Here is a 23,890-nt window from a genome sequence, read left to right on the forward strand (position 1 = left end):
CGATCAATTCGTTGATGTCACCCTCGCTCAGGCCATGCTCTTGCAGCAGTTCGCGTGTGTGTTGGCCCAACAATGGAGCGGCTTGACCCGTGTCGGTGGGTGTTTCCGAAAAGTGAATCGGGCAACCAATGCCGCGCGTGGTGCCTGCTTGCGGGTGCTCCAACGTGACCACCATGCCGCGTGCCAGGGTTTGCGGGTGTGACAGTGCCTCGCCAATGGTGTGCACCGGCCCTGCGGGCACACCCGCTGCATCCATGTCGGCCTGCCACTCGGCGCGTGTGCGTTGGCGCAGCACCGCGTTCATGAGCGTGACCAATTCGTCCAAGTGCGCCATGCGGTCGCTGTTGGTGACAAATCGGGGGTCTTCGCGCCACTCGGGGTGGCCCAGCACTTGGCAGATGCGCTCCCAGTTGGTTTGGTTGGCTCCGCCGATGTTGATCCAGCCGTCGCTCGCCTCAAAGGCTTGGTAGGGTGCGGTCAGAATGTGTGCCGAGCCCGTGGGCTGCGGTTCGCGCTGCGTGGCCAGCCAAACAGCGGCGTGCCAGTAGGTTTGTTGCAGGGCCGCGTCGCTCAAAGAGGTGTCCACCATTTGACCCTCTCCGGTTTTGAGCTTGTGGATATAAGCGGCCAAGACGCCCGTGGCCGCCAAAATGCCCGCGTTCATGTCGGACACGGCGTTACCGCTTTTGGTAGGGGGGCGACCGGGCTCGCCCGTCACCGCCATCAGGCCGGCAAAGCCTTGTGCAATCAGGTCAAAACCGCCTTTGTTGGCGTAAGGGCCGGTGCGGCCATAGCCCGAGATGGCGCAATAGATCAGACCTGGGTTCACCTCCCTCAGAGCTTCGTAGCCCAACCCCAGCTTTTCCATGGTGCCACCCCGAAAGTTCTCGACCAGCACATCGGCGTCTTTGACCATGCGGAGCAACAGGGCGCGGCCTTGCGGTTTTTTCAGGTCAATGGCCAGGCCGCGTTTGTTGCGGTTGAGCATCAAAAATGGCGCGGACACACCGTTGACTTGTGGGTCGCGGTAGCCCCGAGCGTCATCACCGCCGGGGAGCTTCTCGATCTTGATGACGTCGGCCCCCATGTCGGCCAACAGCATTCCACAGGTGGGGCCCGACATGATTTGTGTCATCTCGAGGACGCGCAGTCCGGCCAGTGGGCCTGTGCGTGTGGCTTTTGCCAAGCTCGCCATATTCAGCGGCCTTTCCAAAGGGGTTTGCGTTTGGCCACAAAGGCGTTGACGCCTTCGTGGAAGTCTTGGCTGCCATAGGCCTGGCGTATCAGGTCTTCAGCTTCTCGAATGGCGGTGGCGCTGTGTTTGACCAAGAGATTCAGAGCCTGTTTGCTGACCTGCTGAGTCACCGGGGCCAAGGCCATCAGGCGCTGCACCAATTCTTGGGTTGCCGCATTGATGTCGCTGGGCTCTGCCAGTTGGTGCAAATAGCCGCAGGCCAGGGCTTCGTCCGCGCCGATCATCTCGGCCAGCATGAGCATGCGTTTGACGCGTTGCGGCCCGAATGCGGCACTCAGGCGTGTCACGTTGGCCACCGACAAGCAGTTGCCCAAGGTTTTAGCAATTGGCACACCCAATTGCGAGCCCGGTGTGGCCAGGCGAAAGTCGCAAGCGGTGGCAATGGCCAGGCCGCCGCCAACAGCCCAGCCTTCAATCAGCGCCACAGTGGGCATGGGCAAAGAGCAAAGCAAGTCGATGCAGGCTTCGATTTGCGCCTCGTAGGCCACGCCGTCTTGGCCCGTGCTGAAGGTTTTGAATTGCTCAATGTCGGTACCGGCTACAAAGGCTTGGCCTCCTGCACCACGAAACACGACAGCGCGCACGCTGGCGTCAACTTTGAACGCTTCGCAGTGTTTGCTGAGTTGTTGGTACATGGCCCAGGTCATCGCATTGCGCGCCTGGGGACGGTTGAAGGTCACCGTGGCCACACCTTGCCGGATGGCAAGGTCCACGGTGCCTGCTGCCAAGGTGTCTGTCATCAGCTGTCGAGCTTGACGTTGCTGTCTTTGACCACTTTGGCCCACTTGACCTGCTCGGTGCGGATGAAATCAGCAAAGCGTTGGGCCGATCCGCCACCGTCTTCTGCGCCAAATTGGGCCAGTTTTTCCATCACATCGGGCATGAGCAACACTTTGTTGATGTCTTCGTTCATGCGCTGCACCATGGCCGGAGGCATTTTTCCCGGTCCTGCCAAGCCGTACCAAGTGGTGGCTTCAAAGTTGGGAAAGCCTGCCTCCACCATGGTGGGTACATTGGGGTAGCTGGATGCACGCTTGGCACGGGTCTGCGCAATGGCGCGTACTTTGCCGCTTTTGACATGGGGTGTCGCAGCGGTCATGGTGTCAAACGAATAGCCGATTTGGCCCCCAATCAAATCCGCCAACATCGGGGCAGATCCTTTGTAGGGAATGTGGATGGTGTCCACACCCGCTGCCAATTTAAAGGACTCCAAAGCCATGTGCTGTGCCGAGCCTTGACCGGCAGAGCCAAAGCTCACCTTGCCGGGATTGGCCTTGCATTGAGCGACCAGTTCGGCCACGGTTCTGGCGGGCTGGTCGTTGTTCGAGATCAGCAAATTGGGCGTGATGCCGACCAAGGTCAAAGGCGTGAAGTCGCGGTCCACCACATAGTTGAGTTTGGGCATGAGCGCCGGGGCCAAGGCGTGGCTGTTGATGTGCGCCATCAGCAGGGTGTTGCCATCGGGGGGAGCTTTCGCCACAAACTCCGCAGCGATCACACCGGTCGCACCTGCACGGTTTTCCACCAACACGGTGATGCCCCACATGATTTGCAGTTTTTGCGCCACGATGCGGGCCAAGATGTCGGTGCCGCCACCGGGTGCAAATCCCACTAAGATGCGCACCGGTCCGGCGGGCAGGGTTTGGGCCTGGATGGCCGGGGTCACCATCGTTGCGGCTGTGGCTGCCGTAGCGGCCACAAAGGTTCTGCGTTTCATGTTGTCTCCTTGGGTAGTTGTTGGAAATGCACGCGAGAAAACGGAAAGCCCTAGGTTCTATGTCCTGTGTTCAGTGATTCGAAAAATGGTCCATGATGGCCTGCACGCCGCTGCCTTGCAAGGCCACGCCAAACAGCTTCAGGCCCATTTCGCAGCCCGCCACGGTGGCGATCAAGGTCAGGTCGTTGCTGTCGCCCAGGTGGCCAATGCGGAACATTCGGCCTTTGACTTTGCCCAAGCCCGTGCCCAGTGAGCAGTCAAAGCGTTCGTGAATGACTTTGCGCACCGCGTCGGCGTCCACACCCTCGGGGGTCATGACGCCGGTCAGGATGGGTGAGTAAACGGCCGGGTCTGCGCACTGGATAGGCAGACCCCAAGCGTTCACGGCCGCCCGCACGCCGGCGGCCCAGCGCTGGTGACGCGCAAAGACTTTGTCCAGACCCTCGGCCAGCAGCATGTCGCAAGCCTCGCTCAGGCCATAGAGCAAATTGGTGTTGGGGGTGGAGGGCCAGTAGCCGTTTTTGTTCATCTCAATCATCTCACCCCAAGCCCAATAGCTCCGAGGCATGCCGCCTTTTTGAGCGGCTTCGATGGCGCGGGGTGACAGGGCGTTGAAGCTGATGCCAGGTGGCAGCATCAGCCCTTTTTGTGAGCCGCTGATGGTCACGTCCACGCCCCATTCGTCATGGCGGTAGTCTGCACTGGCCAGGCCAGAAATGGTGTCCACCAACAGCAAGGCGGGGTGTTTGGCTGAGTCCATGGCACGGCGAACGGCGGCGATGTCGCTGGTCACGCCGGTCGAGGTTTCGTTGTGCACCACGCACACGGCCTTGATGCTGTGGCCTTTATCGGCCTTCAGGCGCTGCTCGATCAGGTCGGCTTGTACGCCGTTGCGCCAGCCTTCCAAGCCAGGCAGGCTCAAAACTTCGGACTTGAGACCCAGCTGGTTGGCCAGCTTGTTCCACAAAAAAGCAAAGTGCCCGGTCTCGTACATCAGCACATGGTCGCCAGATTGGAGCACGTTACTCAGTGCCGCTTCCCACGCACCGGTGCCCGAGGCGGGATAAATCATCACTGGGTGGCGCGTTTTGAAAATCTTTTGCACATCGGCCAGGACTTTCAGTCCGAGGGCGCCGAACTCGGGACCACGGTGGTCGATGGTGGGCGAGCTGATGGCCCGCAAGATGCGGTCGGGTACGGGTGAGGGGCCTGGGATTTGCAGGAAGTGGCGACCGGTGGGGTGGAAATTGGTGACGAGCATGGGTAAAAAAGCCTTTCTGTTGAGCTTATTTTTTGTATTCAAAATACATTTGTCAAGGGCATTTGCCCTAGAATTCGCTTCATTACCAAGTTTTTTTGTATTCAAAATAAGTTCATGGCTTCAGAAAACCTGTCTATTGCCCGCCCTGTCTTGCACGAAAAAGTCGCACACCGCTTGCGCCAAATGCTGGTGGAGGGCTTGATCCCGCCGGGTGGCAAACTCAATGAACGCACACTTTGCGAAGAGCTGAGCATTTCGCGCACCCCGCTGCGTGAGGCCATCAAAATGCTGGCCGCTGAAGGACTGGTGGAGCTTTTGCCGAACCGGGGTTCTGTGGCTGTGCAATTGAGCGAGGCGGATGTGCGCCATACCTTTGAGGTGATGGCTGGCCTGGAGGGCTTGTCGGGCGAGTTGGCTGCGCAGCGCGTGACCGAGACCGAGCTGAGCGAGATCAAGGCATTGCATTACGAGATGATGGCCGCCTACACGCGGCGCGACCTGTCGACTTATTACCAGGTCAATGCGGCGATTCACCGCAGTATCAATGCGGCGGCCAAGAACCCGGTGCTGACCGCAACTTACAACCAAGTCAATGCCCGTTTGCAGGCGCTGCGATTTCGTTCTAACCAAGACGGTGACAAATGGCAATGCGCGGTGGACGAACACATCGCCATGGTGCAGGCCCTGGAAGCCCGCGACCCAGCGGCCCTGCGGCAAGTGCTGATGCAGCACCTGGACAACAAGCGCAACGTGGTCATCGACCAGCTGCGTGCCGTGCGCCACAGCATCGACAGCACCCCAGACACCTCATTCATCACCGAAGGACACGCCCCATGAACGCCCCTTTGCCGATCGATTTGTCCAAATCCTTGCCCCACCATGCCTACGACAAAGTCGCTCACATCAGCAACGAGGTGGCCGGTATGTTGGCCAAGCGTTTGCGCTCGGACACCCGGGGTGAGGTCCTCTTTTCGGCAGCCGATAGGGGTCGCTACGCCACCGATGCGTCGATTTATCAGGAAATGCCTGTGGGCGTTTTCGTGCCGCGTGACGATGCCGATGTGCGCGTGGCGCTGGACATTTGCCGTGACTTGGGTGTGCCCATCGTGCCGCGCGGCGGCGGCACCAGCCAGTGTGGCCAGACGGTGGGCGCAGGCTTGGTCATTGACCATTCCAAGCACATGCGCAAGATGATGGCGGTGGACGCTGAGCAGCGCACCGCCACCGTAGAGCCAGGCCTGGTGCTGGACCACTTGAACGCAGCACTCAAAACGCATGGCCTGTGGTACCCGGTGGATGTGTCCACCAGCGCCCAAGCTACCTTGGGCGGCATGGCCGGCAACAACTCGTGTGGCAGCCGCTCTATCGCTTACGGCAACATGGTGCACAACGTGCTGGGTGTCGAGGCTTGGTTGGCCGATGGCAGTTTGCTCGAATTTGGCGCCTATGAAAAAGCACAAGGCCGGGCTCGCCAGATTGGCGATTTTGTGCGCGACTTGGCACTGCAACATGCGAGTGAACTCGATGCCCACTGGCCTAAAGTGTTGCGCCGCGTGGCCGGTTACAACCTGGATATTTTTCGCAACCAAAACGAGCGGCCTTACACAGCGGACGGCTCGGTCAACCTGGCGCATTTGCTGATTGGCAGCGAGGGTACGCTGGCCCTCACGCGTTCGCTGACTTTGCGCTTGGCCGATTTGCCACGCGCAAAAGTGCTGGGCGTGGTGAACTTTCCCAGCTTTTACCAAGCCATGGATGCGGCACAGCACATCGTTAAACTGGGGCAGGGCATGCCGGTGGGACAGCTGTCGGCGGTCGAGCTGGTGGACCGCACCATGATTGAGCTGTCTTTGCAGAACCCTGCATTTGCCCCAACCATCCGCACCGCCTTGTCACCCCACATCAACGGCGGCATGCCCGAGGCGGTGTTGTTGGTGGAGTTTTCTGGACCGAGCAAAGGCGACATCGCGCACAAGATCAAGGAGCTGGTAGAGCTGATGGGCGACTTGGGTTTGCCCGGCAGCGTGGTCGAGATGGTAGACGATGCGCCGCAGAAAAATCTGTGGGAAGTGCGCAAGGCGGGCTTGAACATCATGATGAGCCTGCGCGGCGACGGCAAGCCGGTGAGCTTCATTGAAGACTGTGCCGTGCCACTGGAGAGCCTGGCCGAGTACACCGACGCGCTGACCGGCGTGTTTCGTAAATACGGGAGCCGGGGCACTTGGTACGCCCACGCCTCGGTGGGCACCTTGCATGTGCGGCCCATTTTGGACATGCGCCGCGATGGGGCTGCCAAGATGCGCGCGATTGCCGAAGAGGCGAGTGAACTGGTGCGCCGCTACAAAGGCGCTTTCAGTGGTGAGCATGGTGATGGCCTGTGCCGTGGTGAGTGGATTGGATGGCAGTTTGGCCCGCGAATCAGCGAGGCTTTTGCTCGCATCAAGCACGAAATGGACCCGCAGCAACTGCTGTGTCCCCAACGCATCGTTAACCCACCCAAAATGGACGACACGTCTTTGATGCGTTTCCCTCCGACTTACAAGGTGGTGCCCATACAAACCGCGCTGGACTGGCGCGCTTGGGATGTGCAAAACGACCCGGTCACCGAGCAAACCAGCGCCCCAGGCACAGGCGGCGACCCTGCGCAGGGCCTGGCCAAGGCGGTGGAGATGTGCAACAACAATGGCCATTGCCGCAAGTTCGATGCGGGCACCATGTGCCCCAGTTACCGCGTGACCCGCGATGAGCAGCACCTCACACGGGGCCGTGCCAACACCTTGCGCCTGGCTTTGAGTGGCCAGATTGAGGGTCTGGCAGGCCATGACGCCTTGTCCAGCCAAGCTGTGCACGACGCGATGGACCTGTGTGTGGGCTGCAAAGGCTGCAAGCGCGATTGCCCCACCGGGGTGGACATGGCCAAGATGAAGGTCGAGTTTTTGCAGCACTACAAGGCCAAACACGGCCATACCCTGCAAGACAAGCTGGTGGCCCATTTGCCCGAATACGCGGCTTGGGCAGCACGGCTGGCCCCAGTGCTCAACCTGCGCAACCGCATGCCCTTGCTGGCCGCTCTGACTGAAAAGCTCTTGGGCCTGTCGGCCAAACGCAGTTTGCCCGAATGGCAGATGCGTCACTTCTTCAACACTCCGCCAAGCGCTGCACAAGCGACTGCCAGCCGAGAAGAGGTCTTGGCAGCAGCGCGTGGCGTGGTCTTGTTTGTGGACACTTTTAACGGCTACTTGGAGTCGGCCAACGCGCATGCGGCTGTGAAGGTGCTGCAGGCGGCCGGCTACACCGTGCATGTGGCCACCAAGTTGCAAGAAGACGGTCAACACTTGTGCTGCGGCCGCACCTACTTGGCCACTGGCATGGTGGAGCGCGCCCGTGAAAAAGCCAACGAAGTTGTGCAAAGTTTGCTGCCTTTTGCCGAACGGGGTTTGTCCATTGTTGGCTTGGAGCCTTCGTGTTTGCTGACCTTGCGCGACGAGTTGCTGGTGATGGGTTTGGGCGAGGGCGCTCAAAAGATTGCGCAGCAGGCTTTGCTGTTTGAAGAGTTTTTGTCCCGGGAGGCCCAAGCAGGACAGCTGGATGTGCTCAAAGCGCAGATCGCCCCGGTGGACCGACCGGTCCTGCTGCACGGGCATTGCCACCAAAAAGCCTTTGACGCCGTATCACCCGTGATGGAGGTCTTGCGCTGGATTCCGGGCGCCAAGCCTCAATTGATCGAGAGCAGCTGCTGCGGCATGGCGGGCAGTTTTGGCTACGAAGCCAAGCATTACGAGGTGTCCATGCAAATGGCCGAGTTGAGTTTGCTGCCCGCCGTGCGCGCCCAAACCGACGCGATCGTGGTGGCCGACGGCACCAGTTGCCGCCACCAGATCCAGGACGGCGCTCAGCGCGAGGCCGTGCACCTGAGCCAGTTGCTGGCGGGTTTGCTACCAGGCTGAGCCACTGAGCCCAAGTGTCTTAAGGCGGACTGAGTGCCAAACGCAGTCCGCTGGTCCACGCGCGGGTTTGGGCGGTGATTGGATCGGTGAAACGCACCGACTGGGCCAGCAATTGCAGGGGCTGGCTGAAGTCTTCCGGTGTATCCGGCCCGCGCAGGACGGTGGGGTAAAACTGGTCCCCTTCAATCGGGATGCCCAAGGCGTTCATGTGCACACGCAACTGGTGGCGTTTGCCGCTGATGGGCTCCAGCGCATACAGCGCCCTCTCGCCATCGGTGTGCAGCAAAGCGATTCGGGTCTCGCTGTTGGCAGGCCCTGGCACCTCCTGCGTTCTGAAAAAAGGCTCGCCTGGCACCAAGCGGCTGGTGTGCACCAGCGGCAGCTGCAGGTGCGGCGCGTGCGCAGCCACTGCGTGGTAGGTCTTGTGGATCTGATGGTCCCGAAACAGCGCGTGGTAAGCGTCACGTTCTTGCAGGCGTTTACCGAACAAGACCAGACCCGCGGTTTCGCGGTCGATGCGGTGCAGCGGCACCAACTCGGCGCAGCCCGTCTGGCGCTTGAGCTGCACCAAGAGGCTTTGCTGAACATAACGGCCCGTGGGCGTGACGGGCACGAAGTGCGGTTTGTCCACCACCAGCAAGTGATCGTCTTCAAACAGGACCTGCGCCTGAAACGGCAACACGGGCTCGTCGGTCAGGTGCCGGTAGTAATAAAGCCGCTGGCCCGGTTGGCAACTTTGGTCGGGCAGGGCCGCTTGGCCGTCTTCGTGCAGCACCAAGCCTCGCGCCAAACGTTCGGCCCATTCGCTGCGCGAAATGCCGGGCATGCGCTGGGCCAAAAAATCGAGCAATTGCGGTGCGCCTTGCGGCACCGAGACAACGCTCGCGCTCACGCCGTTGCGCATGGGCAACTGAATGCCCCGCATGGGCAACGGGACGGCGTGCCCAACTTGGTTCATGTCAGACCCGGCGAAACACCAAGTCCCAAACCCCGTGACCGAGTTTGAGGCCCCGGTTTTCAAATTTGGTCAGCGGCCGGTAATCGGGCTTGGTGGCAAAACCGTCGGCCGCTTCGCTGGTGTTTACGAGCAAAGGCTCGGCGCGCAGCACACCCATCATTTGCTCGGAATAAGGCTGCCAGTCGGTGGCCAGGTGCAGGTAGCCCCCAGGCTTGATGTGCTGGGCCAGGCGGTGCACAAAGGGCGACTGGATCAGACGGCGCTTGTGGTGGCGGCTTTTGTGCCAAGGGTCCGGAAAGAAGATGTGCACGCCGTCCAGGCTGTCGGTGCCCAGCATGTGGTCCATGACCTCGATGGCGTCGTGTTGCACGATGCGGATGTTGGCAATGCTTTCTTCGCCACAACGCTTGAGCAAGGCACCCACACCCGGCTCATGCACTTCGCAACAAAGAAAATTGTCACCAGGTCGAGCCTGCGCGATTTTGGCCGTGGCGTCGCCCATCCCAAAACCGATTTCCAAAATCAGCGGCGCGGGACGCCCAAAGGCGGACTGCACATCCAGTCGCGCAGGGCTGTAGGGCGTCATGAACTTCGGGCCGAACTGCTCAAACGCCCGCATTTGACCCGAACCCATGCGGCCGGCGCGCAACACATAGGTTTTGATCTGCCGCATGAAAGTTGCGTCGGAGGCAGCCTGTTCGGTCATATTTTCGTGAGCTGTCTGCTGTTGGGTGTTCTCGGGGGGCTTCATGAAGGGTGGCTGGATGGCCGAATTGTTTTGCAAAGCCTGCGATTATCGCGGTTGCAGTCGGGGTTGGGGGTCGAAAGCCAGTCTTGCCAACACCGCCCAGCACCCAAGGTCTGAGTTGAACCGCGTTCAAACCCGACAGATCGCTTTTGCTGATCTTTTCTCTTCAGGCCTCCCTTTCTCTGAAAATATTGAATTTATCATTTAATTCAAAAAAAGTTGTTATTTGTAATATAATAGAGCAAACTAGTTGTTCAAGATGTATCTTTAAACAATACACGAATTTTGGAAATGGTTGATGAAAACACATCACTTCACAACTTATCTCGCTGTCACTTTGAGCCTGTGCCACATGAGTGCCAGGGCTCTAACGCCTGAAACAGAACCTTTCTTGGCCTTGGCGCTCCAAGAGGTCATGGAACTGGAAATCACCTCGGTGTCTAAAAAACCACAAACGATTTCCCGCGCTGCGGCAGCCGTTTTTGTCATCACCGGTGACGACATTCGTCGCGCAGGCGCCCAAAGTATTCCGGATGCCTTACGGCTGGCGCCTGGTCTGCAAGTGGCACAAATCAGCGCCAACGCATGGGCGGTGAGTGCTCGCGGCCCCAATGGACGCTTTGCCAACAAACTGTTGGTCTTGGTGGATGGGCGCACCGTGTATTCACCCATGTTTTCGGGCACGTCATGGGATGTCCAAGACACCATCTTGGCAGACATTGACCGCATTGAAGTCATTCGAGGTCCGGGTGCAGCCCTTTGGGGTGCCAACGCTGTCAACGGCGTGATCAACATCATCACCAAATCTGCAGTAGCCACGCAGGGCACCTTGGTCGACATGCGCGCAGGCACAAGCACAGAGGGTCAAATTTCCTTGCGCCATGGTGGCCAGTTAGAAGGTCTTGGTCATTGGCGTCTATATGGTAAAGCGTTCGAGAACAAGGCTTTCACCCTTGCCAATGGTCAAGGCAAAGCCATGGACGCCTGGAAGCAACAACGCCTCGGTTGGCGTGGGGACATGAACCCCACTGCGCAAGATGCGGTGACCGTCCAAAGCGAGATTTACCAGGGCACCTCCGGTGAGTCCGCCTTGCTCAACCGACTGCTGCCGCCTGGAAATCTGCTGCAAGGAACCACTCAAACTGTTTCTGGCGGACATCTTTTGGCACGTTGGCAGCGCGAACTGCCCAACAACAATTCACTCACACTGCAAACCTATATTGACCATTCCAAACGAGATTGGCCAGCCCATCCGTTCATGCGTTTGAACACCCTCGACGCTGACTTTCAATACCGTCACCGCGCCTTCAAAGGCCATGACATTGTGCTGGGTGCGGCGATGCGACGTAATGAGAAAACGTTTCATGCCTCGACCACTGGTTTGCCAGACGGCATCGTCCAATACGACACCTTTGGCATCGACCAGTTGAAAACACGCATGTGGAGTCTGATGGCGCAAGACGATATCAGCTTGATCGCGGAATCGCTCACACTCACCTTGGGTAGCAAGTTGGAAAAGTACGACAACGACAAGCTGAAACCACTTCCCAACGCCCGGATACTTTGGACCCCCAATGACAGGCAAACACTCTGGGCCTCTGCCAGCAAAGCCATTCGCACCCCCAGCCTGATTGACAACCATGGCACGATCCGTGCGCTGTTGCCGCCGGAATTCACCCTCAATGGGAGTGGCCTGCCCCGCCCGGGTTTCATCGAGGTGATGGGTCGCAGCACTTCCGAACAGTTATGGGCGTATGAAGTCGGTTGGAAGCAACGTTTGGCCCCCGGTTTGACGTTAGACACATCCGCTTATTACAACGATTACACCCAATTGCGAGCTGGCAGTTTTAATTTGAACAGCACGCGCTGCATGTCCTCCTACAACATCCCTTTACCCCCTGGCGCACCGCCATTCGCAGAGTGCTACTTGCCTGCACCGCTGCCCAATCAGTATCTGATCCTGCCCGCCACGCTCACCAATGATTTCAGTGGCCACAGCTATGGCTTGGAAGCTTGGCTCGATTGGCAAGCCTCACGCAAACATCGCCTGCAAGCCAATGTGACGCGCTACGCGATGGTCCTCAAGACCGCCGCCAGCAATGTCTACAGTTGGGACTCCCCTGACAGCAGTCCGAAATGGACAGGCTCCGCGCGCTGGTCCTACACCCCTGATTCACGCACTGAACTTGACCTGATGGTGCGTCATGTGGGGGCGCTGCGTGATGTGCTATTTGGTCAATCTGTACCCAGCTACACAACTTTGGATATGCGTTGGGCTTGGTCCACAGCACCTGGGGTGCAATGGAGTGTGACGGGGCGCAATCTCATGACGCCGCGCCACCTGGAGTTCGTGTCTGAGGCCGCTGACGTAGCGCGCACACTGGTTGGTCCTTCGGTGATTTTGGGGCTGCGTTTGCAGTACTGAACCTACAGAAACGGCACGCGTTCGATGCTTGTGCAATTTTCTTCGTTCGTTCGCACCACATGGTGCGGTGGACTCAGCGTGATGGTGCTGTGGTCTTGCCTAGCTGCTGGCGCTGCTTGGGCGGACCCACCGCGAGAAGCTCGGATCAAAGCGGTCTTGGTTTTGCGCTTGCTCAAATTCGTAGACTGGCCACCAGAGAATGCACTGCGCATGTCCGAGTCTTTGCAAATTTGCACTTGGGGTGAATCCCCCACGGAGGCCGCTTTGCAAAGTTTACAAGGACAGAAAATCAGAGACCGTGAAGTCCGAGTCCGCAAAGTCAGCACACCGCTGGACACACGGGGTTGCCATGTACTCTTTGTGAGCGAGATGGTGCGAGATGTCACACCCGCACAGCTCTACAACTCGGGCAGCGCCGCAGTGCTGACGATCAGTGATATGCCCGATTTCAACAAACGCGGAGGCATCATCAATTTGGTTCGACAAGAAAACCGCATCGGATTTGAAATTCAGCTGCGCTACGCGCGCGAGCAAAGATTACAAATCGGTTCCCCATTGCTTGATTTGGCACGTGTGGTGGATTGAACAAACTGTTTTTGTATGCGCAAACCCGACCTGATCCAAAACAAACTGAACAGCTTGATGCTGCGAGCTGTCCGCTTGGCGCTGTTGTGCACCACTTTGCTTTTGGTGATCTATCAAGGCTGGACATTCAAGCAAAACATGTTTGACCGCTTGTCGGTGGTCGCTCAAATGTCGGGGAGCAACCTGACTGCCGCTCTGGAGTTTGAAGACGCGCGTCAAGCGCAACGGCTGTTGCAATCGGTTCAGGCAGAACAAGACATCGTGGCGGTGACCTTGTACAACAGTGAACGTCAACGCTTTGCCAGCTACACGGAGGCACGCCAAAAAGACTTTGCACACCCGCAACAGTTGAACATTGCACAGGCGCATGAACACAGAGACTTTGACCTGCAAACCAAGTTGATCACACACACTGCGCCCGTTTTTTTGCACAGCGAAACTGTCGGCTATTTGGTGATCAGTGCCAGCCTCGATCGGCTGTTTCATCAATGGCTGATCAGTCTTTTACTGATTTCTTTGATTGCTTTGATTTCGGGTTGGCTGGCCATGCGGGCCGTGGCTTATTTACAGCAGCGACTGGTTGAACCCATCACCCAGTTGGCGCAATCGATGCGCCAATTCACCCAAGAGCAAGATTTCAGCCTGCGTGTGCGCAGCGCCTCAGACGACGAGGTGGGTCAACTGACCCAAGGCTTCAACGAGATGCTGGCCAATTTACAAACACGCGACATTGCGCTGGCAGACCGGAACCGCCAATTGGCACAAAGCAACAGCGAATTGGCCCTGGCTGTTGATCAAGCGACCCAGGCGCGCTTGGTGGCAGAGCAAGCGGCATACGTCAAGGCGATGTTCTTGGCCAATATGAGCCATGAAATTCGAACACCCATGAGTGGCATTTTGGGCATGACCGAATTGCTGCTTGAAAGTCCGCTGGACACAGAACAACGCAACCAAATGCAAACTGTGCTCGAATCTGGTCGCGCCTTGCTCAACATCATCAACGACATTCTTGATTTTTCAAAAATCGAGGCCAACAAGATGGTGCTCAGTCCCTCGGATGTGAATCTGCCCCATTTGATGCGCGATTTGATGCAGTTATTCCAACGCAGCGCCGAACTCAAAGGTTTGTCCTTCAAGCTTTGTGTTGACTCGGACGCTCACCTTTGGTGCCGCGTCGATGCCGGGCGTTTGCGCCAAGTTTTGGCCAACCTCTTGGGCAATGCCATCAAGTTCACCAACACCGGTCATGTGCATTTGAACCTCAAAGACATCAACCAGAGCGAACACAGCACGCAATTGCGCTTCGAAGTCACAGACACCGGCATTGGGATTTCCACCGAGCAACACGAGCAAATCTTCGATGAATTTAACCAAGGCGATATCAGCACCGCACGTCGCCATGGCGGAACCGGCTTAGGGCTGGCGATTGCGCAGCGTTTGGTCAAACTCATGGGCGGAGATCTGCAAGTGCAAAGCCAAGTTGGTCATGGCAGCACGTTTGGTTTCACGTTGGCGTTGGAAAATGCCCACAACCCCAACTTGACCCACAACAGCTTGCCGCATCAGGTCATGCCAAGCACCGTTGAAGCACGGCCCTCGCTGCAAGGCAGCCGACGCGTGTTGGTGGTGGAAGATCACCCTGTCAACCAAATCCTTGCATGTACCGCTCTCAAGCGCTTGGGTTGCGAGGTCGACCTTGCAAGCGGAGGGAAAGAGGGCGTTGAAGCCGCAATTTCCAATGCCTACGATTTGGTGCTCATGGACTGCCAAATGCCTGATGTGGATGGCTATGAGGCCACGCGTCAGATCCGCCTTTGGGAAAGCCGCCAAGGTCCGTCGGCCCTGCGAGCGCGCATGCCCATCGTAGCGCTCACTGCGCATGCCATGCCGGGTGATCGGGAAAAATGTGAAGCGGCCGGTATGGATGACTACCGAAGTAAACCGTTTTCAGGACAAGACCTGTTGGATGTCTTGCAGCGCTGGACATAGCGCAGTTGCTGACTCGGCCAGCCACGACCCAAGAATCAAGTTTCAGACAGTCCTGTTCGATCGAGTCGATTTGGCTGGCAAGCGCATTGGAGTTCACAGGGCTGCTTTGTGTGAACTTACCAGTCCATCACCGCGTAGCCCACCGTCTGCCCTGTTTCAAATATTTCATGAGCCTTGGCGATTTGGTCCAGTGAGAATCGGGCTCCGCTGCTGTGTTGCAACTGTTGGTGCGACAGAATGCAATGCGTCTAGGTCAAACTTCCCGCCCAAGGTGTTGGCGTGCACAGTTGTCCAAAGCTTTAAGGCTTGTTGAACCGGTGTGTGTTCGGGCAGCTTAGGCAATCCCAATGCATGCGCTGCTGTGTTCAGCGCTTGGAAGGGGTGCTTCAGGTCCAGTGCCAAGGCCCCGTTTTGCTTACTGAGTTTTTCGCCATGGGCGCCCAGCACCAGTGGCGTGTGCAGGTAGTGGGGTGTGGGCAGCCCCAAGGCGCGCTGCAGCACGATTTGCCGGGCCGTGTTATCGGCCAAGTCTTGGCCGCGAACCACATGGGTCACGCCTTGCGCGGCGTCGTCCACCACCACGGCCAGTTGGTACGCCCACAGCCCATCGGCTCGGCGCAACACAAAGTCCCCTACTTCTTCACACACGTTTTGTTGCTGAGGACCCAAACGGCGGTCGGTCCATTGGGTGAGGGCAGGCAGGCCCAGCGCGGTTTGCACCGCCCGTACATCGAGCCGCCAGGCTCGGGCGGGCTTGCCATTCAGGCCGTGGCGGCAGGTGCCAGGGTAAACCGCCGCTTGGTGGCGTGCCACCGATTGGGCTTGTACTGATTCGATGTCTTTGCGTGAGCAGCCGCAGGGGTAAGCCCAGCCTTTATGGATCAGTGTGTCCAGTGCGCTTTGGTAAGCGGCGTTGCGCTTGTTTTGCCACATCACTGGGCCGTCAGGCACCAGGCCACAATCGGCCAGTTGCTGCAAGATGGCCAGGTCGGCCCCTGGCACGCAGCGCGGCGTGTCCACGTCCTCGATGCGCACCAGCCACTGGCCGCCGTGGGCACGCGCATCGAGCCAACTGGCCAGTGCCGCAACCAGCGAGCCGGCATGCAAAAGGCCGGTTGGCGAAGGCGCGAACCGGCCTGTGTAAACCTCAGCCATGCGGGGTCAGAGTCAGGTGATCAGCGCTTTTTGAGCACCGCCAAGGCCAGCTCCAGGCCCGAGACGAAGGCGTCTTCGACCCGGTGGCCCAAACACCAGTCGCCGCACAGGCCGATGCCTTGCTCTTTGGACCACAAAAAGCTTTGTCCCAAAGGCTGTGCGGTTTTGGCGTACAGCCAGCGGTGGACCTCGGCATGGGCAGGGGTGACTCGGATGCCGGTGATCTCGGCAAAGGCCTTGATGAGTTTGCCTTTGACGCGTTCGGGGCTGTCGTTCACATGCTCGGCAGACCAAGGGGCGCTGGCCTGCACGGTCCAGCGCTCGATGCGCTCGCGGACGGGTTTGGATGACTCGCGGGCCATCCAGGCAATGCGGTGGTGGGTGCTGCGGGCGGCGTTCCATTGGGGGCCGATGGTGACCAGGCCGGGTTGGACAGCTTGGGGGTAGGCCAGCATCAAGGTCCAGCAAGGGTCCACCCGCACTGGGTCCAGCGGTTGGGCCAGGTCGCTCAGGCCCGAAGCCTTGAGCAAGACTTTGGCTTGTTCGGGTGGAATAGCCAAGATGACTTTGTCAAAGCCAGCGAAAACGTGTTGTCCGCCGTCCTCTGTTTCGGTTTGCAGCTGCCAGCCGTTTTTCCTCAGCGGGTCAACCATGATTTGGGTCACCCGGGTTTGCAGCTGCACATTGCCGTCTTCCACCAAAGGTGCCGCCCAGGCCTTGACCAAGGCATTCATGCCGGGCGCTGCGACCCAGTGGCGCTCGCCGCCGGGCAGGCCGGCTTCAATGACACGCCCATTCGGGTCGAGTACGCGCACGGCATTCGCGCTCCAGGGTTTGCAAACGCCCGGGGCTGTGCCAATGGCCAGTTCAAAGCGCGGGTCGCGCACGGTGAAGTACTGCGCTCCGTGGTCAAAGCTGCCAAACGCACTGGCGCGTGTGGACATGCGTCCCCCGAGGCCCCGGCTTTTTTCAAACAGGGTGACGTTGTGTCCCGCTTGGCGCAAAGTGCGAGCGCAAGTGACGCCGGCCATGCCGACACCGATGATGGCGATGTGTTGTGTAGTCATGGGTTCACTTTAGCTGAGAAAAGGGACCAGAAACTGCCCGGGTGGGTTATTCCCGATGCCCGAGGATCAGGACGTTTTCACACACGGTGCTGAAGACGCAGCAAGGCTGCACGTGTGGCTGGATTGTCAAGTTGGTGGAGCCACCATTTGAGAGCCTGTCCTGCAGGGGCTTGTCGGGTGTCGCGCCAAGCGTAATGGCACATGTTAGTCCGTGGGGTGTTGACTTGCTTGACCACCAACAAGCCACGGTCGATGGAGGGTTCGGCCAGCGATGCGGGTAAAAAACCGCCGCCCAGACCGCGCAATTGCGCTTCCAGCTTGCTGGGCATGTCGGGCACGGTGAACACGTCTTGACCGCCTTGCAGTCCGATGGTCAGGCCTGCGCCCCGGCTGACCGAGTCGGCCACGGCCACGGCGCGGTGTTTCGCCAGCATGGCATCGGTCAAAGGCTCGGCCGCAGTGGCCAGCGGGTGGTGTGCGGCCACGGCGTAGACAAAGCTCATCTCACCCAATGCGGCGTGCCGGATGTCGTTTTTCAGACCCGGCTCCAACACCACGCCCAAGGCCAGATCCGCCTGCCCCGAGGTGAGCACGTCCAGCGTACCCGACAAGGTTTCGTAGCGCAGCCGCAGCCTGGTGGTTGCACCCAGCGCCAGAAAACTGGCGCACAAATCCATCACCACACTGCGCGATACGATGCTGTCCACCGCCACAGTGAACACGGCCTCCCAGCCCGTGGCCACGCGGCGCACGCGGTTGGCCACGGCATCCATGTCGTCGAGCAAGCGACTGGCTTCGCGCAACAACTCTTGGCCTGCGGCAGTGGGTACGGCCTGACGGGCGCTGCGGTCAAACAGCAGCACATCCAGTGCGTCTTCGAGTTGGCGCACTCGGTAGGTCAGGGCGCTGGGGACCAGGTTCAGGGCGCGGGCGGCGGCCGCAAAGCTGCCTTTTTGGGCGATGGTTTGCAGCATGAGCAGGGTTTCGGGGGTCAGCCAGTCGCGAGGTGTTTGCATGGTGTCTGATTAATCATTCAATTGCTTTGAATGATGCCAGCAATCTGCGGCAACTTTCAAAGGGGCTTGTGAGGCTAAAGTTCAATCCTCACCAAGGTACAAGCTTTGGCCATTTGAAAAGGACATTTCCATGTTGACCATCCGCAAATCTGCCGACCGCGGCTACGCTGACCACGGCTGGCTCAAGTCTTATCACAGCTTTTCTTTTGCCAACTACTTTGACCCAGCCCATATGGGCTTTGGTAACCTGCGGGTGATCAACGAAGACCGCATTGCCCCTGGAACCGGTTTTGGCACGCACGGCCACCGCGACATGGAGATCATCAGCTACGTGCTGTCGGGCAACTTGGCCCACCAAGACAGCATGGGCAATGTGAAGGGCATTCCGCCCGGTGATGTGCAACGCATGAGCGCGGGCAGCGGCGTGCGCCACAGCGAGTTCAACCACGCCGAAGGGCAGTCGACGCACTTTCTGCAGATCTGGATCGAGCCCAATGTGACAGGGATTGATCCGGGCTATGAGCAAAAAACTGTGCCCGAAAGCGCCAAGCGCGGACAGCTGGCGCTGGTGGCTGCACCCCCCAAGGATGCCCAAGCGGCCGCGCACACGGTGGATATCCACGCCGATGCCCGCATGTACGCAGGCCTGTTCAATGGTGCGGAAAGTGCGGTGTTGAACCTGGACCCGGTCCGCAAGGCTTATGTGTTTTTGGTGCGTGGCGCGCTGCAGGTCAATGGCCAGGCGCTGGCTGCGGGTGATGCGGCGATGCTTCAGGCCGAGTCTTCTTTGGCTTTGAGCGATGGGCAGGACGCGGAAGTCCTGGTGTTCGACTTGGCCGCTTGATTTTTTAACCCTCTGACTTTTCTTCAGGAGCTTTTCTCATGGCAAAAACCGTTGTTGTTTACCACTCTGGCTACGGCCACACCCAGCGCGTCGCCCAATTTGTGGCCCAAGGCGCCAATGCTCAGGTGATCGCGATCGATGCCGACGGCAACATCACCGACGCTGATTGGACGACTTTGGACGCGGCCGATGCCATCATTTTTGGTTCGCCCACCTACATGGGCATGGCGTCGTGGCAGTTCAAGAAGTTTGCGGATGCCACGTCCAAGCGTTGGTTCAGCAGTGCTTGGAAGGACAAGGTCGCAGGCGGCTTCACCATTTCGGCCAGCCCCAGCGGCGACAAGCTGTCTACCCTCCAGTACTTCATTACCTTGGCCATGCAACAAGGCATGGTGTGGGTGGGCCAGCCGGCCATGAACGACGGCACGATCAACCGCATCGGCTCCAACTCCGGCCTGATGGCGCAAGTGGGGCCCACCAGCCCGGCTGAAGACATTCCCCAGGGTGACCTGGACACCGCCAAAGCCTATGGCGAGCGCGTGGCTGCGGTGGCGGCCAAGCTGCGCGGTTGATGCGTTTGGAGGATCAGACAGTTGCTAGGATGCAGGTATGAAAATCATCTCCATGCTGCCTTGGGCCGATTGGCTGGCACTGTTTTCTTTTTTTGGTTTGTGGGTGGGCTATGCTTGGTTTGCGCGCATTCGAGGCAAGTTGGACAAAACCCTGATTGCCACCACCAACACGTACCGGCAAAGTTGGATGCTGCAGGCCACGGCGCGTGATCCCCGCATGCTCGATGGCTTGATCACCCAGAACTTGTCTCAAACCCCTGCGTTTTTTTCATCCACCAGCATCATCATCATTGGTGGTTTGTTTGCGCTTTTGGGCACCACCAACAAAGCGGCCGAGTTGGTGGGCGAGATTCCTTTCGCGCAGCCGACGCCCTTGCTGGTTTTTGAGCTCAAAATTTTGGTGCTGGTGGGCATTTTTGTGTATGCCTTCTTTCGCTTTTCTTGGTCGATGCGGCAGTACACCTTTGTGGCTTTGGCCATCGGCGGTATGCCGCCGCCTGAAGCCTTTGCCAGTGGCGAGTATGACCGGCATCACTATGCACAGCGGGCAGGCAATCTGGTCAGTGCCGCCGCTGAAACTTTCAACGATGGTTTGCGCGCGTATTACTTTTCGTTTGCAGCCATGGCCTGGTTTTTCTCGCCATTGGCGCTGGTCCTGGCCACAGCGCTGGTGGTGCTGATTTTGTACGGACGCGAGTTTCGCTCGGAGGTCTTGCAGGTGCTGCGTGACTGAAGTCGCATACCAAAGATTGCACCCAGTCGGCACATGAGCCCGTCAGCACCCAGGTCCACCCGGGTGAGCTTCTACAATGGTCAGCTATGTTTGTTCATCTGCGCCTCCACTCCGAATTTTCTGTCGTTGACTCCACATGTCGCATCGACGATGTGCTCAAAATGGCGGCCCAAAACGCCCAGCCAGCACTGGCCATCACCGACCTGAACAACCTCTTTGGCACGGTCAAGTTTTACAAAGAGGGGCGCGGCAAAGGCGTCAAACCTATCATTGGCGCGGAAATCTACTTGGAAGGCCTGGGCGGCGACGCTGGGGTCACCAGCCGTGTGGCTTTGTTGGTGCAAAACCACCCCGGTTACCTGAACCTGTGTGAGATCTTGGCCCGTGCCTGGACACAAAACATCGTCAAAGGCGTGGCCGTGGTCAAACTGGCTTGGCTCCATGAGTTGTCTAACGGTTTGATTCTCCTTTCGGGTGCGCAAGCCGGTCCGGTAGGGCAGGCCATTGTGCAGGGCGATGCCGACAAGGCAGCCGACATGGCGCTGCAGCTGGGTTCGATGTTCCCCCATCGGTTTTATTTGGAGCTACAACGCGCTGGCCGACCCGAAGACGAGCCGCAGGTGGCGGGTGCAGTGGCGCTGGCCGCACGATTGGGGTTGCCTGTGGTGGCTACGCACCCCGTGCAGTTTCACGGCCCTGAAGATTACGCAGCCCACGAAGCCCGGGTCTGCATCTCTGAGGGCGAAATCTTGGCCAACCCCCGTCGGGTTCGGCGTTTCACCCGCGAGCAGTATTTCAAATCGGCAGCTGACATGTGTGCCTTGTTTGCCGATGTGCCCAGTGCGATTGCCAACACCCTAGAGATCGCCAAGCGCTGCAACCTCAGCTTGGTGTTAGGCAAGCCCCAGTTGCCAGATTTTCCGATTCCGCCTGTGAACGGCGTGGTCATGTCGGTCGAAGACTATTTTCGGCATGTGTCTTTTGAAGGTCTGGAGGCACGCTTGCTTCACCTGTACCCGGTTGAGGCCAAGCGGATTGAAGAACGAACGCGCTATGTGGAGCGGCTGGAGTTCGAGCTGAACACCATTTTGAAGATGGGCTTTCCGGGTTACTTTTTGATCGTGGGTGACTTCATCCAGTGGGCCAAGGCCAACGGTTGCCCGGTGGGTCCTGGAAGGGGTTCGGGCGCAGGCTCGCTGGTGGCCTATGCGCTCAAGATCACCGACCTCGACCCCCTTCAGTACAACCTGCTGTTTGAACGATTCTTGAACCCCGAGCGTGTGTCCATGCCCGACTTCGACATTGACTTTTGTCAGGGTAACCGCGACCGGGTGATCGACTATGTGAAGGACAAGTATGGGCGCGAGGCCGTTAGCCAGATCGTGACCTTTGGCACCATGGCCGCACGGGCAGCGATTCGCGATGTGGGCCGGGTGCTCGACATGAGCTACACCTTTTGCGACGGCATCAGCAAGCTGATCCCCAACAAGCCAGGCATGTCGGTCACGCTGCAATACCCTCCTGCCAATCCCAAAGAAGGTGACAAAAACAATTACGCGATCGCCATGGAACCCATATTGGCTGATCGGATTGAGCGTGAAGAGGATGTGAAGACGCTCATCGAACTGGCGCAAAAACTGGAAGGCATGACCCGCAACGTGGGCATGCACGCCGGGGGGGTGTTGATTGCGCCGGGTAAGTTGACCGATTTTTGTCCTCTTTACCAGCAGCCTGGCAGTGAATCGGCGGTGAGCCAATATGACAAGGATGACGTGGAGGCCGCTGGCCTGGTGAAGTTTGACTTTTTGGGTCTGGCTACGCTGACCATCTTGGAGATCGCCCGCGAGTTCATCATGAAGCGCCATCAGGGCCAAGAGAACTTCGCCTTTGAAAACATCCCGCTCGACGACGTCCCCACTTACAAGTTGTTTTCGGACGGCAAGACCGAGGCGGTGTTCCAATTTGAAAGCCGCGGCATGCAGGGCATGCTGCGCGACGCCCGCCCCAGCCGCCTGGAAGACCTGATTGCGTTGAACGCGCTTTACCGTCCGGGCCCGATGGACCTGATTCCCAGTTTTGTGGCCCGAAAACACGGCCGTGAGCCCGTGGAGTACCCGCACCCGGCAGTGGCCCAGATGCTGAGTGAAACCTACGGCATCATGGTCTACCAAGAGCAGGTCATGCAGACGGCGCAGATTTTGGGCGGTTACTCGCTGGGTGGCGCTGACTTGCTGCGCCGCGCCATGGGCAAGAAAAAGGCCGAAGAGATGGCCGAGCACCGCGAAAAATTCCGCGATGGGGCACTGGCCACGCACAACATCCCTCAGGAAAAGGCCGATGAAATTTTTGACCTGATGGAGCGATTCGCCGGCTACGGTTTCAACAAGTCGCACGCCGCCGCCTATTCACTGCTGGCCTACCACACGGCTTGGCTCAAGGTGCACTACACCGCCGAGTTCTTCTGCGCCAACATGACGGTAGAAATGGACGATACCGACAAGCTCAAGGTGCTGTACGAAGACGCGCTCAAGTTCGGAATTCGCTTTGACCCGCCTGACGTGAACCGGGGCACACACCGCTTTGAGCCGGTGACCGACAAGATCATCCGCTACGGCCTCGGGGCCATCAAGGGCACAGGCCAGCAGGCGATCGACGCCATCGTGGCCGCCCGCAACGAGGGTGGTCCCTTCAAGAGTTTGTTTGACTTTGCGGTGCGCGTGGACCGGACCCGCATCAACAAGCGCACGGTGGACGCACTCATCAAGGCCGGCGCCTTTGACTCACTGCACATGAACCGCGCCGCCTTATCGGCCAGCATCGACCGGGCGTTTGAGTTTTCAAACGCCACCACGGCCAACGTCAACCAGGGCGGCCTGTTTGACATGCTGGGCGACGACTCGCACGGTTCCAGCACGCAAGAGCCAGATCTGGTTGAAGTCATGCCCTGGGGCATCAAGGAGCGCTTGTTGCTTGAAAAAACCGCCGTGGGCTTCTTTTTGTCAGGCCATTTGTTTGACGCGGTGGAGCGCGAAGTGCGCCAGTTCGCTCGCCGCAAAATTGACGACCTGATCGACAGCCGCGAATCCATGGTCTTGGCGGGCATCGTGAGCGACCTGCGCATCATCAGTGGCCAGCGCGGCAAAGTGGCGATCTTCAAGCTCGACGACAAATCGGGCGTGATGGAGGCCACCGCCGACGAAGCTTTGATCAACTCGGCCAAACATTTGCTCAAAGACGATGAGCTCATCATCGTCACGGCCAAGATGCAGGCCGACCGTTTTTCGGGTGGTTTCAGGCTCAAGATTGAGCAAATCATGGACTTGGGCGCTGCCCGCTGCCGATATGGCAAATACCTGCGTGTGGCGGTCAACGGCCGTGCGCCCGACATCGCCCGCTTGGTCAGAGAGTTTCCGGCGCAACGCGAACAAACCGAGCAAGGCGACTTGGTCCGCGGTTTGTCCGTGCGTTTGGTGCTGGAGCGGCGCGATGAGGCGCTGGGCGCGCGCGCCGAGCTGGCGCTGGGCGACGGGGCCCAATTTTTTCCGACCGACGCAGCCCTGGCCAGCTGGATGGCACAAGCCGACCAAGGCCAGGCGCGGATTGTTTACGACTGATCGA

18 protein-coding genes are annotated in these 23,890 nt (G+C 58.8%); 9 read left to right on the forward strand and 9 right to left on the reverse strand.

Going from position 1 to position 23,890, the window contains the following annotated elements:
• The 4 genes from ABWQ00_RS09995 to ABWQ00_RS10010 all read right to left on the reverse strand — a co-directional run.
• Positions 1-1,195, reverse strand: a 1,195-nt coding sequence (locus ABWQ00_RS09995; RefSeq protein WP_353238528.1) for a CaiB/BaiF CoA transferase family protein, incomplete at its 3' end; no start/stop codon positions are given.
• A gap of 2 nt (positions 1,196-1,197) precedes the next feature.
• A complete protein-coding gene (locus ABWQ00_RS10000) occupies positions 1,198-1,995 on the reverse strand; it encodes an enoyl-CoA hydratase/isomerase family protein (protein WP_353238529.1) in 798 nt (265 codons plus the stop codon).
• The gene (locus ABWQ00_RS10005) at positions 1,995-2,972 is read right to left on the reverse strand and encodes a Bug family tripartite tricarboxylate transporter substrate binding protein (protein WP_353238530.1); all 978 of its coding nucleotides are present in this window, start codon (positions 2,970-2,972) and stop codon (positions 1,995-1,997) included. Before ABWQ00_RS10005 ends, ABWQ00_RS10000 begins: the two co-directional genes overlap by 1 nt.
• Positions 2,973-3,042: 70 nt before the next feature.
• The gene (locus tag ABWQ00_RS10010; protein ID WP_353238531.1) at positions 3,043-4,233 is read right to left on the reverse strand and encodes a pyridoxal-phosphate-dependent aminotransferase family protein; all 1,191 of its coding nucleotides are present in this window, start codon (positions 4,231-4,233) and stop codon (positions 3,043-3,045) included.
• Positions 4,234-4,347: 114 nt separating this feature from the next.
• Between ABWQ00_RS10010 and ABWQ00_RS10015 the strand changes: the two genes are divergently transcribed.
• Positions 4,348-5,070, forward strand: a complete 723-nt coding sequence (locus ABWQ00_RS10015; RefSeq protein ID WP_353238532.1) for a GntR family transcriptional regulator — start codon at positions 4,348-4,350, stop codon at positions 5,068-5,070.
• Entirely contained in the window at positions 5,067-8,180 is a 3,114-nt protein-coding gene (locus ABWQ00_RS10020; protein ID WP_353238533.1) for an FAD-binding and (Fe-S)-binding domain-containing protein, read from the forward strand. The genes ABWQ00_RS10015 and ABWQ00_RS10020 overlap by 4 nt, the downstream gene beginning before the upstream one ends.
• 19 nt (positions 8,181-8,199) lie before the next feature.
• Here ABWQ00_RS10020 and ABWQ00_RS10025 read toward each other — a convergent pair whose 3' ends face one another.
• Both ABWQ00_RS10025 and trmB read right to left on the reverse strand, forming a co-directional pair.
• Positions 8,200-9,138, reverse strand: a complete 939-nt coding sequence (locus ABWQ00_RS10025) for a pseudouridine synthase (protein ID WP_353238534.1) — start codon at positions 9,136-9,138, stop codon at positions 8,200-8,202.
• A gap of 1 nt (position 9,139) precedes the next feature.
• Positions 9,140-9,844 (reverse strand): tRNA (guanosine(46)-N7)-methyltransferase TrmB, encoded by a 705-nt coding sequence (trmB, locus tag ABWQ00_RS10030; RefSeq protein WP_353238592.1) that lies wholly within the window; start codon positions 9,842-9,844, stop codon positions 9,140-9,142.
• A 433-nt stretch (positions 9,845-10,277) separates the two neighbouring features.
• On the opposite strand from trmB, the gene ABWQ00_RS10035 reads away from it, so the two are divergent.
• The 3 genes from ABWQ00_RS10035 (at position 10,278) to ABWQ00_RS10045 (ending at position 14,885) form a co-directional block, all read left to right on the forward strand.
• Positions 10,278-12,311, forward strand: coding sequence for a TonB-dependent receptor plug domain-containing protein (locus tag ABWQ00_RS10035; RefSeq protein WP_353238535.1), 2,034 nt, complete (start codon positions 10,278-10,280; stop codon positions 12,309-12,311).
• 81 nt (positions 12,312-12,392) lie between these two features.
• On the forward strand, positions 12,393-12,896 hold the full coding sequence (locus ABWQ00_RS10040; protein WP_353238593.1) for a YfiR family protein: 504 nt from the start codon (positions 12,393-12,395) through the stop codon (positions 12,894-12,896).
• 15 nt (positions 12,897-12,911) lie between these two features.
• Entirely contained in the window at positions 12,912-14,885 is a 1,974-nt protein-coding gene (locus ABWQ00_RS10045; RefSeq protein ID WP_353238536.1) for a hybrid sensor histidine kinase/response regulator, read from the forward strand.
• Between the two features lie 165 nt (positions 14,886-15,050).
• On the opposite strand, the gene gluQRS is transcribed toward ABWQ00_RS10045, so the two are convergent.
• The 3 genes from gluQRS to ABWQ00_RS10060 form a co-directional block, all read right to left on the reverse strand.
• Positions 15,051-16,040 carry a tRNA glutamyl-Q(34) synthetase GluQRS gene (gluQRS, locus tag ABWQ00_RS10050; protein ID WP_353238537.1) on the reverse strand — a complete coding sequence of 330 codons (990 nt, stop codon included), beginning with the start codon at positions 16,038-16,040 and terminating at the stop codon, positions 15,051-15,053.
• 20 nt (positions 16,041-16,060) lie between these two features.
• The gene (locus ABWQ00_RS10055) at positions 16,061-17,107 is read right to left on the reverse strand and encodes an NAD(P)/FAD-dependent oxidoreductase (protein ID WP_353238538.1); all 1,047 of its coding nucleotides are present in this window, start codon (positions 17,105-17,107) and stop codon (positions 16,061-16,063) included.
• A 77-nt stretch (positions 17,108-17,184) separates the two neighbouring features.
• A complete protein-coding gene (locus ABWQ00_RS10060; RefSeq protein WP_353238539.1) occupies positions 17,185-18,123 on the reverse strand; it encodes a LysR family transcriptional regulator in 939 nt (312 codons plus the stop codon).
• Positions 18,124-18,253: 130 nt separating this feature from the next.
• On the opposite strand from ABWQ00_RS10060, the gene ABWQ00_RS10065 reads away from it, so the two are divergent.
• The 4 genes from ABWQ00_RS10065 (at position 18,254) to dnaE (ending at position 23,886) form a co-directional block, all read left to right on the forward strand.
• Positions 18,254-18,967, forward strand: a complete 714-nt coding sequence (locus ABWQ00_RS10065) for a pirin family protein (protein ID WP_353238540.1) — start codon at positions 18,254-18,256, stop codon at positions 18,965-18,967.
• 38 nt (positions 18,968-19,005) lie between these two features.
• Positions 19,006-19,539 (forward strand): flavodoxin family protein, encoded by a 534-nt coding sequence (locus ABWQ00_RS10070; RefSeq protein ID WP_353238541.1) that lies wholly within the window; start codon positions 19,006-19,008, stop codon positions 19,537-19,539.
• Positions 19,540-19,576: 37 nt separating this feature from the next.
• Positions 19,577-20,272, forward strand: coding sequence for a DUF599 domain-containing protein (locus tag ABWQ00_RS10075; RefSeq protein WP_353238542.1), 696 nt, complete (start codon positions 19,577-19,579; stop codon positions 20,270-20,272).
• Positions 20,273-20,358: 86 nt separating this feature from the next.
• Positions 20,359-23,886, forward strand: coding sequence for a DNA polymerase III subunit alpha (gene dnaE, locus ABWQ00_RS10080; protein WP_353238543.1), 3,528 nt, complete (start codon positions 20,359-20,361; stop codon positions 23,884-23,886).
• Positions 23,887-23,890 lie beyond the last annotated feature (4 nt).

Origin of the sequence: Limnohabitans sp. (genome assembly GCF_040400975.1) — a bacterium.
Lineage (GTDB): Bacteria > Pseudomonadota > Gammaproteobacteria > Burkholderiales > Burkholderiaceae_C > Limnohabitans_A.

Bases quoted from the DNA above. Each gene is read 5' to 3' on its own strand.
- ABWQ00_RS10000 (WP_353238529.1), bottom strand. From the start codon at position 1,995: ATGACAGACACCTTGGCAGCAGGCACCGTGGACCTTGCCATCCGGCAA.
- ABWQ00_RS10005 (WP_353238530.1), bottom strand. From the start codon at position 2,972: ATGAAACGCAGAACCTTTGTGGCCGCTACGGCAGCCACAGCCGCAACG.
- ABWQ00_RS10010 (WP_353238531.1), bottom strand. From the start codon at position 4,233: ATGCTCGTCACCAATTTCCACCCCACCGGTCGCCACTTCCTGCAAATC.
- ABWQ00_RS10015 (WP_353238532.1), top strand. From the start codon at position 4,348: ATGGCTTCAGAAAACCTGTCTATTGCCCGCCCTGTCTTGCACGAAAAA.
- ABWQ00_RS10020 (WP_353238533.1), top strand. From the start codon at position 5,067: ATGAACGCCCCTTTGCCGATCGATTTGTCCAAATCCTTGCCCCACCAT.
- ABWQ00_RS10025 (WP_353238534.1), bottom strand. From the start codon at position 9,138: ATGAACCAAGTTGGGCACGCCGTCCCGTTGCCCATGCGGGGCATTCAG.
- trmB (WP_353238592.1), bottom strand. From the start codon at position 9,844: ATGACCGAACAGGCTGCCTCCGACGCAACTTTCATGCGGCAGATCAAA.
- ABWQ00_RS10040 (WP_353238593.1), top strand. From the start codon at position 12,393: ATGGTGCTGTGGTCTTGCCTAGCTGCTGGCGCTGCTTGGGCGGACCCA.
- ABWQ00_RS10045 (WP_353238536.1), top strand. From the start codon at position 12,912: ATGCGCAAACCCGACCTGATCCAAAACAAACTGAACAGCTTGATGCTG.
- gluQRS (WP_353238537.1), bottom strand. From the start codon at position 16,040: ATGGCTGAGGTTTACACAGGCCGGTTCGCGCCTTCGCCAACCGGCCTT.
- ABWQ00_RS10055 (WP_353238538.1), bottom strand. From the start codon at position 17,107: ATGACTACACAACACATCGCCATCATCGGTGTCGGCATGGCCGGCGTC.
- ABWQ00_RS10060 (WP_353238539.1), bottom strand. From the start codon at position 18,123: ATGCAAACACCTCGCGACTGGCTGACCCCCGAAACCCTGCTCATGCTG.
- ABWQ00_RS10065 (WP_353238540.1), top strand. From the start codon at position 18,254: ATGTTGACCATCCGCAAATCTGCCGACCGCGGCTACGCTGACCACGGC.
- ABWQ00_RS10070 (WP_353238541.1), top strand. From the start codon at position 19,006: ATGGCAAAAACCGTTGTTGTTTACCACTCTGGCTACGGCCACACCCAG.
- ABWQ00_RS10075 (WP_353238542.1), top strand. From the start codon at position 19,577: ATGAAAATCATCTCCATGCTGCCTTGGGCCGATTGGCTGGCACTGTTT.
- dnaE (WP_353238543.1), top strand. From the start codon at position 20,359: ATGTTTGTTCATCTGCGCCTCCACTCCGAATTTTCTGTCGTTGACTCC.